The organism is Protofrankia sp. CiP1_Cm_nod3, assembly GCF_982290655.1.
Window position 1 is genome coordinate 1 of record NZ_CEVIVD010000026.1, and the last position, 16,615, is coordinate 16,615.

At 71.2% G+C, this 16,615-nt stretch carries 11 protein-coding genes and 2 pseudogenes; 1 reads left to right on the plus strand and 12 read right to left on the minus strand.

Annotated features, from left to right (window positions below):
- A pseudogene (locus AC5LUJ_RS07750) lies at positions 1-596 on the plus strand (glycogen debranching protein GlgX); the annotation flags it as partial.
- A gap of 16 nt (positions 597-612) precedes the next feature.
- Here AC5LUJ_RS07750 and AC5LUJ_RS07755 read toward each other — a convergent pair.
- The 12 genes and pseudogenes from AC5LUJ_RS07755 to AC5LUJ_RS07810 all read right to left on the minus strand — a co-directional run.
- Positions 613-870 carry a type II toxin-antitoxin system RelE family toxin gene (locus AC5LUJ_RS07755; RefSeq protein ID WP_250281127.1) on the minus strand — a complete coding sequence of 86 codons (258 nt, stop codon included), beginning with the start codon at positions 868-870 and terminating at the stop codon, positions 613-615.
- Entirely contained in the window at positions 867-1,325 is a 459-nt protein-coding gene (locus AC5LUJ_RS07760) for a type II toxin-antitoxin system Phd/YefM family antitoxin (RefSeq protein WP_250281128.1), read from the minus strand. Before AC5LUJ_RS07760 ends, AC5LUJ_RS07755 begins: the two co-directional genes overlap by 4 nt.
- Before the next feature lie 83 nt (positions 1,326-1,408).
- Positions 1,409-2,479, minus strand: coding sequence for a Fic family protein (locus AC5LUJ_RS07765; protein WP_493464705.1), 1,071 nt, complete (start codon positions 2,477-2,479; stop codon positions 1,409-1,411).
- A gap of 207 nt (positions 2,480-2,686) precedes the next feature.
- Entirely contained in the window at positions 2,687-5,245 is a 2,559-nt protein-coding gene (glgP, locus tag AC5LUJ_RS07770) for an alpha-glucan family phosphorylase (protein ID WP_250292465.1), read from the minus strand.
- An 85-nt stretch (positions 5,246-5,330) separates the two neighbouring features.
- On the minus strand, positions 5,331-7,325 hold the full coding sequence (acs, locus tag AC5LUJ_RS07775) for an acetate--CoA ligase (RefSeq protein ID WP_250281149.1): 1,995 nt from the start codon (positions 7,323-7,325) through the stop codon (positions 5,331-5,333).
- Positions 7,326-7,553: 228 nt separating this feature from the next.
- A complete protein-coding gene (locus AC5LUJ_RS07780; RefSeq protein WP_250281131.1) occupies positions 7,554-7,883 on the minus strand; it encodes a hypothetical protein in 330 nt (109 codons plus the stop codon).
- Positions 7,884-7,895: 12 nt separating this feature from the next.
- Positions 7,896-8,501 carry a TetR/AcrR family transcriptional regulator gene (locus AC5LUJ_RS07785; protein ID WP_250281133.1) on the minus strand — a complete coding sequence of 202 codons (606 nt, stop codon included), beginning with the start codon at positions 8,499-8,501 and terminating at the stop codon, positions 7,896-7,898.
- Positions 8,502-8,699: 198 nt separating this feature from the next.
- Complete coding sequence (locus tag AC5LUJ_RS07790) at positions 8,700-9,608, minus strand: HAD family hydrolase (protein ID WP_445548531.1); 909 nt, start codon at positions 9,606-9,608, stop codon at positions 8,700-8,702.
- Between the two features lie 903 nt (positions 9,609-10,511).
- Positions 10,512-11,630, minus strand: a complete 1,119-nt coding sequence (locus AC5LUJ_RS07795; RefSeq protein ID WP_250281135.1) for a cysteine protease StiP family protein — start codon at positions 11,628-11,630, stop codon at positions 10,512-10,514.
- 59 nt (positions 11,631-11,689) lie between these two features.
- Complete coding sequence (locus AC5LUJ_RS07800) at positions 11,690-13,084, minus strand: phosphoribosyltransferase family protein (RefSeq protein ID WP_250281138.1); 1,395 nt, start codon at positions 13,082-13,084, stop codon at positions 11,690-11,692.
- Between the two features lie 126 nt (positions 13,085-13,210).
- The gene (locus AC5LUJ_RS07805; protein ID WP_250281139.1) at positions 13,211-14,398 is read right to left on the minus strand and encodes an HpcH/HpaI aldolase/citrate lyase family protein; all 1,188 of its coding nucleotides are present in this window, start codon (positions 14,396-14,398) and stop codon (positions 13,211-13,213) included.
- Between the two features lie 467 nt (positions 14,399-14,865).
- Positions 14,866-16,615: pseudogene (locus AC5LUJ_RS07810) on the minus strand (zinc ribbon domain-containing protein); the annotation flags it as partial.

Sequence of the window (16,615 nt, forward strand, 5' to 3'; positions counted from 1 at the left end):
CCCCCGGCCGCGCCCGGCCCGCCGACACCCCCAGCGCGGACAGCCCGGCACCCGCCGACGGCCCGGCACCCGCGGACAGCCCGGCACCCGCCGACGGCCCAGCCGCACCCGACCCGGCCGGGCCCGACCCGATGCTGCTGCCGCTGGTCAGCGGCCTGATCGCGCTGCGGCGCCGCTCCCCGACGCTGTGCCGGCGGACGTTCTTCCACGGCGGCCCCTCCACCACCGAGGCACTCGCGGACATCACCTGGTTCCGCCCGGACGGCGCGGTCATGTCGGACGCGGACTGGAACTCCCCGCACGTCCGCACCCTCGTCGCCCACCTGAGCGGAACAGCCCTCGGCTGGCACGCGCCGGACGGCACCGCGGCCACCGGCGACAGCTTCCTGCTCATCCTGCACCCGGACACCGACCCGGTGACCATCGTCCTGCCAGGCCAGCCATGGGCATCCACCTACACGCTGCTGCTCGACACCAGCGCGGACGACCTCGCCGGCTTCCCCGCCACCCTCGACACCCTGTCCCGGCCCCTCGACGCAGGCGAACACCTACCCGTCGCCGGCCGCGCCGTCCTCCTCCTACGCGCCACCGCATGAGCAAGCCAGATGAACATCAACGATAGACATCTCGGCGATGACCGACAGCGACGACTAGGATAATCAGCTCTTTGTCCTGGATGTCATACACAACGCGGTAGTCGCCGGTACGTACGCGCCATTCACCGCCGCCGCCGACCAGCTGCCGGGCGGCTGGCGGACGAGGGTCGTCGGCGAGCAGGTCGATCACAGCCTGCACGCGGCGTCGCGCGACGGGGTCGAGTTTGCGTAACCGGCGGAACGCGGCCGGAGCAATGGTGACCGTATATCTCATTCCAGGCCGAGATCGGCCTTCACCTCGTCCCAGGGAACGGGTGTCTGCCCGGTGGCTGCCATTTCCTCACGGGCTCGCTCGGCTTCGCGGATGTCAGCCATGTCCTCGGCCAAGGCGAGGATGCGGTCCAGGTCGTCGGCGTCGATGACGGCGGCGACCCGCCGCCCGCGACGGGAGAGATAGACCGGCTGGTGGTCGGCGCGGACCTGATCGATGATCGCAGCCAGGCTCTCCCGTGCCTCGGAGACGCTCATTTCAGGCGACACGGTCATAGATCGAACGTACAACAGGCCATCGCTCCGTACAAGCAAGGCGCCAGACGTACAGCCTGTGAACCCGATGAGATCGGCGGGGCTGGCATCCCGGCTGACGCGGTCGCGCGGTGCCATGCCGCGACGATGATCGAGATCAAGCGGATGCGCCCGCCATCCGCCCGAGGCCAGGCCACTCGACACTGATAAATATACTAATCGATCTTGAAATTAGCATGTTTGTTGAATTGTTGGCATGTCCCGCGGGACACACGGCACCTTCGCGTCTACCCGGAGGGGGGCACGGGCCGGTCGAGACGGGTCCAGAATGCCGCCCGGCCAGCTCCGCTGCTGATCACATGGCCTTCGTCCCGCAGCGCGTTCAGCGCGATGCGGATCGTCTGGTCGCTGACTCCCGGCAGCGCCGTACGCACGTCGTCGAGACGGAAGCGGCGGGGAGCGTGCCACAGAATGTGGTCGCGAACCCTGTCCTGCTTGCTGATGCCCGAACGTCCAGCCGCCGCCCGGTCCGCGAAGATGGAGTAGGCGGTCGCGACGGTCGCCGAGAAGTACTCGAGCCAAGGCCACGGATCATGCTGGCTGCCATGCCACCCATGCGTGGACGCGAGAAGGGACGAATAGTATTCTTCGGCACTGTCGGAAATAATCTTCTCAAGGCTGATATATCGGCACATCTGGTAGCCACAGTCGAGCAGCAGCGCATTCGAGATGATACGTGCCACTCGGCCGTTGCCGTCCTCAAAGGGATGAATCACGAGAAAATCCAGCGCGAACAGGCCCACCAGCAGAACCGAATGGTGATCATTTTTGTTGCGCGCGATCGAGTAACGACTGGTCAGCTCGGCCAGAAAGTACTCGGTCTCGGACGCGGGTACCGGGACGAAACGCAGAGTCACCGTTCCGTCCGCGGCCCGGTCCACGACGAGGTTGTCCTGGGCCTTCAGCGCGCCCCCGCTCCCCTGGGTGCGCCGGAAGAGCAGGCGGTGGACATGCAGCAGAAGCCCCGGGTTGACCGGGGAGAAGTCCTCACGGTAGACGTAGTCGAGCGCGTCCCGGTAACCGGCGAGTTCCCGTTCGTCCCTGGTCCGCAGTCCGCCGACCTGGCCGCGGATGATCCGCTCGGCCCGTTCCGGACTGTCAACGGTCACGCCTTCGATCGCCGAGGATGCTGTCACACTCAGCACCCGAGCCCGGTCCGCGAGCTGGTCGAGCAGGCCGGGCATCTGGATGCGGAAGAGCTGCTCGGAACCGGCTCCACGATCGATGGCACTCAGGTGCTTGACAACTCGTGACGGAACATGATCAAGTAGCCGGTCAAGATCGGCAAAGCTACGCACGGAACCCTCCTCCCAGCCAACAAATATACTAATCGATCTTGGAATTAGCATGTTTGTTGGATTGTTGGCATGTTCCGCAGGGCGCGACGCGTGCGTAGGGCACCCGGATGAACGCATCGAGTGAACGAATGAGCAGGCCAGCGCGGCCCTGTGCCGGCCTGCTCGTCGGCTCCGGCGGCCGGAGCCGACGGAGCCGACGGAGATCGTTCAGTCGGGGTTCGCCACCAGGCCGAGTTCGGCCGGTGAGGCGAGCAGGGGGTGCCGTGGCAGCACCCGGACGGTGTAGCCGAAGGAACCCGTCCGCCGCAGCGGGATGGTGCCCTCGAAGCGCAGGCCACCGCCCTCGCCGGGGCCGACATGGGCCAGCGGCAGGGTGGCCGGGCCCAGCAGCCGGTCGGACTCGTCGATGCGCCCGTAGGACGCCTCGACCTCCACGTCCGCCAGCTCCAGACCACCGAGCTCGACCGTGGCACGGACCACCAGCGACTGGCCGACCTGCGGGGTGTCGCCGAGACCGGCCGAGTCGACGTTGACCACCCGCACCCCGGGCCAGGCCGCCCGGACCCGCTCCTTCCACGCCGCCAGGTCCCGGGCCCCGTGCGCGCCGTCCGCCGAGGCCGCCCGCGCCGAGGCGGCGGCGGGGACGTAGTAGCGCTCGACGTACTCGCGCACCATCCGGGTGGCGAGCACCTGCGGCCCGAGGGTCGACAGGGTGTGCTTGACCATCGACGTCCAGTCACGCGGCGGCGTGCCCACGCCGGCGACGTCGTAGAAACGCGCGGCGACCGCGTTCTCCAGCAGGTCGTAGAGGGCGGCCGACTCGATGGCGTCCCGGCGCTCGGGATCCTCCACGCCGTCCGCGGTGGGGATCGCCCAGCCGTTACGGCCGTCGAACATCTCGTCCCACCAGCCGTCCCGGATGGAGAGGTTGAGACAGCCGTTGAGCGCGGCCTTCATCCCCGAGGTGCCGCACGCCTCCAGCGGGCGCAGGGGGTTGTTCAGCCACACGTCCGACCCGGAGTAGAGGAAGCGTGCCATGCCGATGTCGTAGTCCGGCAGGAACACGATGCGGTGGCGGACCTCCGGGTTGTCGGAGAACTGCACGATCTGCTGGACGAGCTGCTTGCCGCCGTCGTCGGCCGGGTGCGCCTTGCCGGCGATGACCAGCTGGACCGGGCGCTGCGGGTGCAGCAGCAGCCGGGTCAGCCGCTCGGGGTCGCGCAGCATCAGGGTCAGCCGCTTGTAGGAGGGCACCCGGCGGGCGAACCCGATCGTGAGGATTCCCGGGTCGAACACGCCGTCGACCCAGTCCAGCTCGCCGGGGGCGGCGCCGCGCTGCAGCCAGGACGCCCGCAGCCGGCGGCGGACCTCGGCGACGAGGCGTTCCCGCAGCTCACGGCGGGTCGCCCAGACCGCCTCGTCGGAGATCTGGGAGATCTTGGCGAAGCCCTCGCCCCCGTCGTCGAGGGGGGACGGGCCAAGCTCCCGGTCGGCCAGTTCGATCACGTTCCGGGACACCCAGGTGGCCGCGTGAACACCGTTGGTGACCGAGCCGATCGCGACCTCGTCGGGGTCGAAGCCCGGCCACAGGCCGGCGAACATCTCCCGGCTGACGATCCCGTGCAGCCGGGAGACCCCGTTGGAGCGCTGGGCCAGCCGCAGGCCCATGTGCGCCATGTTGAACACGTTCGGGTCGGACTCGGCGCCGAGCTCGAGCACCCGCTCGACGGGCACACCGGGCCAGACGTTGTCCGCGCCGAAGTGGCGGGCCACCAGGTCGCGGGGGAACCGGTCGATCCCGGCCGGCACCGGGGTGTGGGTGGTGAACAGCGTCCCGGCCCGGGTCGCCTCCAACGCCTCGTCGAAGCTCAGGCCGGTCGCGGTCAGCTCCCGGATGCGCTCCAGGCCGAGGAAGCCGGCATGGCCCTCGTTGGTGTGGAACACCTCCGGCTCCGGGGCGCCGGACACCGCCGAGTAGGCCCGCAGCGCCCGCACCCCGCCGATGCCCAGCAGCATCTCCTGGAGCAGGCGGTGGTCGGTGCCGCCGCCGTAGAGCCGGTCGGTCACGCCCCGCTCGGCCGGCTGGTTGTCCTCGACGTCGGAGTCGAGCAGCAGCAGCGGCACCCGGCCGACCTGCGCCTTCCAGATCTGGGCGTGCAGGGTGCGCCCGTCGGGCAGCCCGAGCGTGATCTTCACGGGGTCGTCGGCGGCGTCGGTGAGCTGGGTCAGCGGCAGGCCGTGCGGGTCGATGCCGGGATAGCGTTCCTGCTGCCAGCCGTCCCGGGACAGCGACTGGACGAAGTAGCCGGCCCGGTAGAGCAGGCCCACCCCCACGATCGGCACGCCCAGGTCGCTGGCGGTCTTGAGATGGTCGCCGGCGAGGATGCCGAGGCCGCCGGAGTACTGCGGCAGCACCTCGGTGATGCCGAACTCCGGCGAGAAGTAGGCGATCGCGCGCGGGGCGTCGGGCAGCGACTGGTACCAGCGCGGCGCGGTCAGGTATTCGTGCAGGTCGTCAGCGGCGTCGTCAAGGCGGCGGACGAAGCGGCGGTCGGCTGCGAGGCTTTCGAGGCGCTCATGGTCGACCTCGCCGAGAAGGCGCACCGGATCTCCCTTGCAGGTGCGCCACAGCTCGGGATCGACCGACTCGAAGAGATCCAGCGTCTCCGGGTGCCACGACCAGCGGAGGTTGAGGACGAGCTCCCCGAGCGGGTGAAGCTGCTCGGGGAGCTGCGCGCGGACGGTGAAGCGTCGAAGGGCTCTCACGAAATGGTCAGCCTAGACAGCTCGGACGGGCTTCTCCCACCGGGGGGCTCGCGACCGGAGGCGGATGATCCGGCCGGTGGCCTCATCAGTCGTCCGGGCCGGCTTGGGCGATCTTGCCTGCCAGGGCGGCCATCACGTCCGGATCCCGCAGCGTCGTGACGTCCCCGAGCTCGCGCCCCTCGGCGATGTCCCGCAGCAGCCGCCTCATGATCTTCCCGGACCGGGTCTTGGGCAGGTCGTCCGCCCAGATCACCCGCTTGGGCCGGGCGAGCTTGCCGATCCGGGTGGCGACGTGCTCGCGCAGCTCGGCGACGGTGGCGTCGTCGCCGAGCTGGTTGCCGGTGAGCGTGACAAAGGCCACGATGGCCTGGCCGGTGTGCTCGTCGGACTGGGCCACGACCGCGGCCTCCGCCACCGACTCGTGCGAGACGATCGCCGACTCGACCTCGGCGGTCGACAGCCGGTGCCCGGACACGTTGATCACGTCGTCGATCCGGCCGATGATCCAGAAGTAGCCGTCCGCGTCCAGCCTGGCGGCGTCGCCGACGACGTACACGTCCCGGCCGAACCGGGAGAAGTACGTCTGCACGTACCGCTCGTCGTCCCGGTAGAGGGTGCGCAGCATGGACGGCCACGGCTTGGTGATCACCAGGATGCCGGTGCCCTCGGTCACCGGTTTGCCGTCCTCGGACAGCAGGGCGGGGAAGATCCCCGGCAGCGGCGTGGTGGCCGAGCCCGGCTTGGTCGGCGTCACGCCGGGCAACGGGGAGATCAGGATGGCGCCGGTCTCGGTCTGCCACCAGGTGTCGACGATGGGGCAGCGGCCGCCGCCGATCACCTTGTGGTACCACAGCCACGCCTTGGGGTTGATCGGCTCCCCCACCGTGCCGAGCAGCCGCAGCGAGGAGAGGTCGTGCCGGCCCGGGTACTGCGGGCCCCACTTGATGCAGGTCCGGATGGCGGTCGGAGCGGTGTAGAAGATGGTGACCTTGAACTCTTCGATGATCTTCCACCAGATGTCCCGGTCGGGATAGTCCGGGGCACCCTCGAACATCACACTGGTCGCGCCGTTGGACAACGGCCCGTAGACGATGTAGGAGTGGCCGGTGATCCAGCCGACGTCCGCCGAGCACCAGTAGACGTCGGAGTCCGCGTCGAGGTCGAAGACCAGCCGGTGGGTGTACGTCGCCCCGGTCAGGTACCCCCCGGTGGTGTGCAGGATGCCCTTGGGCTTGGCCGTGGAACCGGAGCTGTACAGGATGAACAGCGGATGCTCGGCGTCCAGCGGCTCCGGCGGGCACACCGGGTCGGCCCGCTCGAGCAGCTCGTGGTACCAGACGTCCCGGCCCTCGCGGATCGGCGCCGCGATCCCGGTGGAACGGACCACCACGATGTGCTCCAGGGCCTTCAGATCGCCCAGCTCGGCGTCCACGGCCTCCTTGACAGGGGCGGTGCGGCCCTTGCGGCGGGCGCCGTCCACGGTGATCAGGACCTTGGCGTCGGAGACCTCCATCCGCTCGCGCACGGCGGACGGGGCGAAGCCACCGAAGACGACGTTGTGCACCGCGCCGATACGGGCGCAGGCCAGCATCGCCACCGCGACCTCGGGGATCATCGGGAGGAAGATCCCCACGACGTCACCCTTGCCGACCCCCAGCTCCTTGAGCCCGTTGGCCAGCCGCTGGGTGTCGGCCAGCAGGTCGGAGTAGGTCACCCGGCGGCGTTCGCCCTCCTCGCCGACCCAGTGGAAGGCGACCTTGTCCCCGCGGCCGGCGGCCACGTGCCGGTCCAGGCAGTTCGCCGAGACGTTGAGCCGGCCATCGCTGAACCAGCGGTAGAAGGGCGGGTTGCTGTCGTCCAGCGTGGTTGTGAACGGCGTGTCCCAGTCCAGCAGGGTGCGGGCCCGCTCCGCCCAGAAGGCCACCGGATCGGCGGCGGCCGCGGCGGCGTCGGAAGCCTGGTACCAGCGGGAGACGAAACCGGGCGGTGGGTCGAAACGCTCCACCGCCAGCAACTGGTCGAGTTCGCGCTCCAGGCTGAGCTCGTCGGTACCGACGCTGTCAGTACCGACAGCGTCCAGACCGGTACCGTCCGCCGTGCTGGTCACATGCCCTCCTGATGGTCCGGGGACCCTGATGATCCGGGGATGGTGCCGCCGGCAGCGCGGAAAAGAACACGATCACGCTACCTTTGGATCTCCGGAAGCGATGTCGTCTCGTTGTCGTCTCGCCCGCATTGGGTGTACCACGAAGTGCCGGCCGTATACAGCGGTCAGTACCCCGGCGCTTTCCAACAGTCGCGCCGACCGTTACACGGTGTGAACCGGCACCCCGTCGGCCGGCAGTTCGCCCCGGCCGGCGCGCAGCAGGAAGAGGATCACGAGGAACGCGGCGAAAAATATTACCGCGCTCCACATGAACGCGGTCGTGTATCCCGCGATCAGGGCCTCGGCCTGGGCGGCCGGGCCGAACGCCGCCCCGCTCCGGCCGGAACCGGCGGCGGGATGATGTCCTCTTCGCCTCCCGCACGGTTGCGCGCGTGGTTTCCCGCACGCCGCCGACGGCCGGTGCCGCCTGTGCGTCAATACGGTGAAAAAGGTTCGATCATGTTTCCGCCGCGGCGCCGGCGTGCCGTGCATGCCCGGGAACATTCAGCGGCCCACTGTCATCAGCGGCAACAGGATGTCGTCGACCAGATGATGAATGAACGCATCGTCCAGGGCCTCACCGGTGATCAGGAGGCGGAAGAAGATCGCAGCGGGAACCAGCTCGTTGAAGACGCCGACGGCTGTCGGCGAACACGGCTCACCCCGGTCGACGGCCCGCTGCACGATGAGGGCGGCCAGACCACGCCCGTCCCCGAGCATCTGGGCCCGCAGCGCCGCCGCCAGGGCCGCGGAGTCGCGCATGGCCAGCACGACACCGGCCATCAGGGCGGCACCGCCGTCGGCCAGGCGCCTGACCTTCTGACGGATGATATCGATCATGTCGCCGCGCAGGCTGCCGGTGTCCGCGATGACGACGTCGTCGACCGCCTGGCGACGGATCGCCTCGACGACGAGCTCGTCCTTGCCCGCCCAGCGCCGGTAGATCGTCGCCTTGCTCGCCCGAGCCCGGGCCGCGACGGCGACCATGCTCATGCGCTCGTAGCCGACCTCGGTGAGCAGCTCGAGCGCGGCGTGCAGAATGGCCTGCTCACGGGCTTCGTCGCGGGGACGCCCACGTACGGCGCCACCCAGGCGTGCCGACACCGCCATGGTCGTGACCCCCTCCCGCCGCCGACCACGTTCCAAAACAGTACCGTACTGTTCCTGAATTAGGATTAACGTAACAGATGATTACAGATCGCAACGGACGCCTGGGCGGCGCGGGCCTGACAGCCCGCGGACGCACGAAAAGCGCCGCCGTGCGCGACAAGCGTGATCGTGACGTCTCCGGCCTGGCGCGCGGCCGGCTCAGCGGCCGGGGCCAGGCCCAGCCGCAGGCCCAGGCGCAGGCCCAGGCGCAGGTGCCGGTCCCGCGGCGGCGAGCCCGGCTTCGAGGATCTCGAGCAGTTCCTGCCCCCCGCGCAGGCCCGAGACGGTGGTGACCCGCAGGTTCGGGTGCGTCCACCGGTGCTCGTCCAGCTCGCCGTGGGCGGGGCGGACGGCGAGGTCCGCGGCGGCGAGCATGCCCGCGTCCAGCAGTGAGTCCCCCGCGGCGGCGAGCCTTGCCGGCGCGGCCCGGCGCATCACCTCGGCGAGGGCCGCCTGCTTGGTCAGCCCGGCCGGTACCAGGTAGACCTTGCGTCCCTGGACGGACAGGCCCCAGCCATCGGCCGCCAGGCCCGCCGCGAGGCCGGACAGGTCGGGGATGCCGTCACGCTCGTAGGCGACGAGGTAGACGAACAGGCCGTCGGCGACCCGGCTCACCCGGACCCAGCCGTCGGCGGCGAGCCGCTGCGCGATGGCCCACACCTCGGCGAGCGGGCGGGCACGGGTGGCGATCCGCTCCCGGATCCGGGCCGCCCAGGCCTCGTCCGGACGGCCGTCCACCAGCAGGTGGCCGCCGTTGGTCGTGATCGCGTACCGGGGGCGGACACCGAGATCGACCCGTTCGTACTGTGCCCGGGTACGGGTGGTGACCGGAACGAGGGTCGCCGCGGCGTGCAGCCTGGCGATCAGTTCGGCGGACGCGGCGGTGCAGAACGCGGCGGGCTCGCCGTCGATGTGCTCCACAGTGACCAGCTCGGGTTCGACCGCACCGGACGGGAGCCGGAAGGAACGCCTGCTGTAGATCAGCGTCTGGTCGAGATCACAGGCGACGACCCAGCGCGCGCCCGGCAGGGCCGCGGCCGGGGACGGCGCGGGCGTCCATGTGCTGATGGCCCGACTCTACGCCACGGGCCGGCCGACATGCCGCGCAATCACACGCATTGTCCGGACACGGGAACCGTCCGGACACGGGAACCGGACGGGCCGGGGCCTGTCCACAGCCCGCTCGGGTGGGTGGCAGTTGTCCACAGGCCGCCGCGCGCTGTTCCATCCGGCCGGCACGGCTGCGAGCCTGACAGACATGGCCCCGGACCCCGGCCAGCATCCCTGGCAGCAGCATCCCTGGCAGCAGGATTCCTGGCACCAGGATCCCTGGCGGCAGCATCCCCGGCAGCAGGATTCCTGGCGGCGGTATCCCTGGCAGCAGGCCGCCGACAGCCAGTGCGGCGTCATCGCCGTCCGCGCCGTCGTCGCCGCCGGCACGAGCCGCTCGACGATTCACTGGCAGGTGCGGACCGGACGCTGGCAGCGCCCCATGCCGGGTGTGCTCGTGACCCGCCCGCAGCCGCCCACCCGGATGCAGCTGCTGTGGTGCGCGGTCGAGTCCATCGGGCCGCACGCCGTCGTCGGCGGCGCCTCCGCGGCCGCCATGGGCGGCCTGCGCGGCTTCGACGACGAGCACATCACCATCGTCGTGCCGGCCGGGCGGCATCCCGCCCCGCGGCCGGGCGTCGTCGTTCACCACAGCGCCCGGCTGGGCCCCGACGCCGTGCACCCCCACCTGCGTCCACGACGGACCAGGCTGGCCCGCTCCGTCGTGGACATGGCCAACTGGGCGCAGCGGCCGGAAGCCGTGTACGACATCATCGCGTCCGCCGTCCAGCAACACCTGGTGACGGTCAGCGAGCTGCGTGCCACCATCAGGGCACGCGGGCCGATCCCCCGGAAAACCCTGATCCTTCAGGTGCTGGACAGCCTGCGCGATGGAACATCTCATGGCGACGAAACACCCTGTCACGACGGCCTGGTGAACAGCGCGCGGTCGGGCGTGCCGTCGGGCGGCTTGATGATCCCGACACACGAGTACGGCAGGTCGGCCCTCTCCTCGACGGGCACGCCCTTGGCCTCGCACAGGGACAGGACATGAGGCAGCTCCGCCAGCCGCTCGGGGGTGACGACGACCTTCCAGGGCACCCGGCGCAACAGCACCCTGGTGGTCTCGCCGACCCCGGGCTTGACCAGGCCGATGTTGTCGATCCCGTACTCCTTCGCCAGCGTCTCGACCGCCTGCCAGCCGGCCCAGGTCGGGGTGCGCTCCGCCGGCCGCGAGACGCCGTCCGCGACCGCGGCCGACGCGGCGGGGAACGCCTCGGCAACGGTCTCGACGTAACGGCGGGAGTAGTCCCGGTCGGCGAGGTGCCGGTAGTACTTCGCCCCGTGGAAGTCGGCCGGGCCGATCAGCGACCGGTTCAGCACCGTCCGGCTCACCAGGCCGCTGACCGTGGAGTTCAGGCAGCTGTGCGGGATCAGGAAGTCGTCCCGCGTCCCGTACAGGGATGTGCAGTGGCCGGGGTCGGAGATGACCGCCATGGACGCGTCCAGCCCGAGGCCGCGGGCGGCGGTCTCGAGCACCCGGAGAATGGCGCCCTTGCCCGTCCAGCCGTCGACGAACTGGAGGCTGCGCCGGTCGTGCCGAGCGAGGATCCAGCGCATCGCGTTCTCGTCGAGCCCCCGGTCCTTGATGATGGAGACCGAATAGTGCGACAGGTCGAGCCCGTGCCGCCAGCGGGCCCAGCGCCGCATCAGGATGCCGGCGGGCGTGCCGGCCCGCGCCAGCGACACGATGACCGGCTCTCCTCTGCCCGCGAGCACGAGTTCGGTGGCGATGCCGACCGCGGTGGCGACCCGTACCGCCGAGCGGGCCAGGGCATCCTCGAACAGGGCAAGGTAGGCCTGCGACGGTTCGTATTCGACCGGCAGGTCCTCGGAGTAGTGGCGGCCCTTGGAGAAGTCCTCCTCGCGGTCCTCGGTGGGGCGTTCCAGCGGGATGTCGCTGAGGTCCTTCAACAGGAAGGTGACGTCCGCCGGGTCGTAGGAGCCCGAGCCCACCGTTCCCGGGATGACCGGCCGCACCGCGCTCCCGGACGCGTCTGCGGGGCTCCCGGCACTCCCGGCGCTCCCGGCGCTCCCGGTCAACGCGCACCCCCGGCGCTGTCGGCCGACAGGGCCAGCGGCCGGCCGGCCGGCCCCCGCGTCGGGATCGTGACCACGGTGACCGGCGCGCACCGGCGCAGCACCCCGGCCATCCCCGACACGTCGGCCGCCCCTGACACGCTCGCCCCGGCCGTCCCGCTGGCGGCCCGCCCGTTCGCGGCCGAGTCGACCACCACGACGATGTCGTCGTACAGGCCGGGCCGGACGTTGTACACATGGCTGGCCCGGCCCGGGTCGTCAGGCGCCGGAAAGGTCCGCGCGCAGCGGATCGCGTAGCCGTCGGCGTCGATCGGGTGGACCGGTGAGCGGGTCGTCGAGTGGTAGACGACCTCGCCAGGGACGATCCGGTCGAGCGCGTCACCGATAAGTAGCGGTGTGTACATGAGCTCCTCGGTGCCGAGCACGAGAACGCGGCCCGAGGGCCTGTTCAGCGCCTCGGCCACGTCCTTGGCGACCAGCGGCGCCACCTCGGCGAGCAGCGCCCGGTCCGGCCGTGACCAGCCATGGCGGGCGCCGTCGGGAAGATCGTCAGGCCAGTCGGGTGTCACACGGCGCACCGGAGCGGGCTCCCCGCAGGACCATGGCCGGCTGCCGTCGGCGTCGGCGCCGGCGCCGGCGCCGGCGCCGTACCGGGCTCGTATCCGCTCGGCGCGCGCGGTCACGTCGTCCGGGACGGTCACCTCCCCGGCCAGCAGCGACACCACCCGTACGGACACGCCGAGACGCTCCGCGAGCTCGTCGAAGGCGCGGCGGGCCGGCGCCGGCCGGGCGTCGAAAAGCGTGGCCACCGTGTACGACGGCCGGGGCGCGAACGCGTGCAGCGCGCGGATCGTGCCCAGGGCGGTCCGGCCGGTGGACAGCTCGTCGTCGACGAGCACCAGCGGCCGGGGCGCCCGCACCAGCTCGGGATCGCTCGGCATCAACCAGTGGAAGGTGGCATGCGAATGCGCCTCGTCGAAGTCCAGCAGCGTGGTGGCACCAGGAACGACCCGGCGCGTGGTGTGCAGGTAGTCGCAGCCGGCGAGGCCGTCGGCCACGGTGTGCCCGAGCGAGGTGGCGGTCTCGCAGTAGCCGAGCACCAGCGGCGCCACCGCCGCGGCATCGCCCCCGGCCGCCCGCTGGTCGGCGCGGACCCGCGCGGCCAGCAGATGGCCGGCCGCGACCGACCGCGCCGGGCGTACCGGCAGATGCTTGCCGAGCACCCGGCTGACCAGCAGATGGGCCCGTCTGGGGTTGCGCCGCAGCGCAAGGCCCACCATTGCGTCCAGCCCCCCGCCGACCACGTCGGCCCGCAGCCGGACATCGAGCCCCAGCTCGTCCCACAGCCATCCCGAACCGTTCGACGGCACCGCGGCACCATCCGCCAGACTCACACGACCTCCGTCCTCAGCAGCACCCCGGCCGGCATCGCCAGCGGGGTCTTCACCAGTTCCGGTAGTTGCGGCCACCCGTCCGGTGGCGGCCACCCGCCCGCCGGGCGCTCGCCCGCGCACTGCCGGTCACAGTGCGCTGGTCGCCGCCAGCACGTCGACGAACGTGTGCCCCTCGCGCAGGACGCCGAAGGCCCGGGCCCGCCGCAGCACCCCCTCGGCCCAGGCCCGGTGGGGCCGCAGCTCGTTCATCTTGTTCGCGTAGCGGCTCGGACGCACGCCACCGCTGTCGTCCGCGAGAATCGCCATCGCGTCCGTGTACTCCTCGTGGGTGGCCACGTGCAGGGCGTGTACGGCGGGCACATGGCTGGGATGGATCACTGTTTTGCCGAGCAGCCCGTTGGCCTTGTCGAGCACGACCTCGCGGATGAGCCGGTCGAGATCGGCGGAGACGAGCCGGGAACGCATCCGCGCGCCGTCCGCGCTGTCGCCGACGAGGTCGGCCTCCTCGAACGGCGTGACCCGCAGCGCGCTGACGAAGAGCCGTTCCGGCTGCGCGAAGTACTCCCAGACCGGCCCGCTCACCACGTGCTCCCCACCGCGGCCGCACACGTTGACGATGTCGGCGATGCAGTCCCGCACCACCGCGATGTCGTAGATGGTCAGATCACGGTCCCGGCGCAGCCCGAACAGGCCACAGAGATCGGTCGCGCCGATACGCACGGCAAGAACGATGTCGGCGTGCTTGTCGACGAGGTCGCGCACGCCCAGCAGCGTCCGCTCCCGGGTCTCGCGAAAGATGATCTGAGGGCTTTCCAGCACGGGCATCGCCCACAGCGGCCGGGCGAGCCGGTCGGAGGCCCGCACGACCGCGGCCAGCGCCGCCACGCCGCCCTCGGGATCGAACTTGGGCAGCACGAAACCGCCGAGCATCCCCGACGCGTCGGCGTCGAGCTGGGCGACGACGCGCGATATCTGGTCGGTGTCACGCACGCGGACGAACAGCAACGGCGGCCCGCCCGCGGTGGCCGGCGGATTCCCACCCAGGTCGCGCAGCGCGGTGATGATGTTCGCCTCGGCCGCGGGGACCTCGTGGTCGGCGATGGCGTCCTCCAGGCAGAGCACCATCGACGTCACCCCGGCGGACACCTGGCGGCGGACGTCCGCGGCCAGCGTCGGGCGGGTGCCCGGGGCGTAAAGAGTCGCCCCGAGCGCCGTTGCCACCAACAGGCGGTCCGCGGCCGGCGGAATCTCCTCGGGCAGGCGGTGAAACAGCGCATCCGCCCGGTCCGCGGCCAGGAAACCGAAGTGACGCACCGGTCGAACCCCCTGTCGTCGGACCGTTCACTGATCGGGGCGGCCGCACATCGTCATTTGCGGGGCGCCGGACTGGCCAGAACCTACAGCCACCGCCACCGGCGCCGAAATCCCGCACGCTGTTGTCATCGGCTGGACAACCTGTTTTCACATGACCACGACCGTGGCGAACGAGATCGCCACCGACCGCTGGCCGGGCCGCCGACTGCCCGCGGCAAGGTATCAGGGCAGGTCGGCCAGCCCGGCGGATCACCATGACGAATCAGGCGGCCGCCGGGCCACCCGCGCCCGGGTATCCGCGCACACCACGCCGCCGGCCGGTGACCGTGGGCGCGGCGTGTCATGCCGGGCGCGCATTATCCGATTACCCGCCGCCCAATACATTCACCGCTGATCCGTTCGCTATTGCGCGTTATTCGCGACGCGCAATAGCGGGACGCTTGCCCGTGACGGCCGGGCGGACGGGTTCACCGCAGCACCAGGGCGTCGTCCGGAGGATGCCGCAGCACGACCTGCGCGGCCTGCGGGCCCGGAAGCAGCCGGATGCCCCACGGCAGCCGCGCGCCGTCCAGCGGGACCTCCACGGTGTGCTCACCGGGTGTATGTGCCGCCTCGTGGGCGGGCACCCGGGCGAGCACCTGCCCGTCCTCCCGGGTCTGCGGCGGGATCGTTCCGGACCGGGCGACCAGCAGCAACTCGGGCAGCAGCCCGTCCGCGCGCACCTGTACGCGCAACGTACGACGACGCCAGCCCACCCGAGCCACCATATAACTGACCGTCGCCGCATCCTGTTGTATCTGTTGCTGCTGCGGCTGCTCCCGCTGTTCCTGCCGCGGCTGCTCCTGGTGTGGCCGCTCCTGCGGTGGCTGCTGGTCCGGCTGGGCCGGCGAGCCGGTCCCGGCCGGCGGGCCCGTGGCGGCTCCCGCGCTCCCGGTGGCCCGTTGGCCACCGGAAGCCACCGGATCCGCGAGGGCCGGGGGATCCGCGAGGGCCGGGGGATCCGCGAGGGCCGGGGGATGCGCGGACGCCCATTCCTCCTGGTCACCGGCCGCCGGGGCCGGGAGGCCCACATGGAGCGGCGGATCCGGACGGGCATCCCGCTCCGCCCGGACCGCCAGCCGGGCCAGGATGCCCGTTCCGGGCGGTACCGCGGCCAGCGTCCCGCCGATGCGTACCAGCGGATAGCAGACGATGAAATACGCCGAGCCGTCCGGCGGCGCGGCCAGGTGCCAGCCGCCTTTCATCTCCAGGCTCGCGCTGGTGACCTTCGCCTGTTCGGCCTCGGGATCGCCGGGCCCGGTCGGCGGCTGGTCCCGGCGCCACAGGACCCGGGCCTCGGTGATCCCCGGCGGCATCCGGAAGGACAGCACGATCTCCTCGCCGCGGTCGTCGGCACGCAGCTCCGTGATCTCCCCGACGACCAGGTGCCGGACCGCCCTGCCGACCACGGCCCGGCCGGCCAGCACGGTCACCGGGACGTACTCCAGCTCGCCGGCCGCCGACAGGTCGACCAGGTGGCCGCTGTCGCTGGACCCGACCAGCCGGGCCGGATCGACGATCCGCGCCAGATCCACCTCGGCGTCCTCGGCCGCGAGCGGATGCCCCGGCGGCAGGCCCGGCGGCGAGCTCGACAGACCCGACCGCGAGCTCGGCTGCCCTCCGCTCGAGGGCACCGCGTAGATCCGCACCTCGCTGCCCACCGGCGCGTTCCAGCGCAGCATGGTGCGGCCCGCGGCGGCGGTGATCTGCAGATCACGGATCGCCGGTGGACGCGGGATCACCGTCGCCATGGTCGACGCCCCGCCCGTGCGCGCGGGAACACCGCCCGCGTCGTGGAACTCGACGTAGACCTGATAGCGGTAGGTGACACCTGCCTGGACGGTGGAGTCGACGTACTGGCCGGCGTTCGCCCTGATCCGCCGCGTCGGGAGCCGCACCGGCGACGACTCGTCCACGGCCCGCTCGATCGTGACCGCGTCCACCGGGCCGTCCAGGCGCCAGGACAGCTTCACCGCGTCACCGATCTGCTCCGCGCGCAGCTCGGTGACATCCCGCATGACCACGAGCCCGGGTGTGCGTACCGGTACCGACCGCCGGCTGCCGGCGATCGCGGTCACCTCGTAGCGGACCATCAGCCCCACCGGTACCCCGGCGTCGACGAGCTCCGTGGACCCGGTGGTGCCCAGGCTGTGTTCCGACGCGACCATCCGCTCCGGG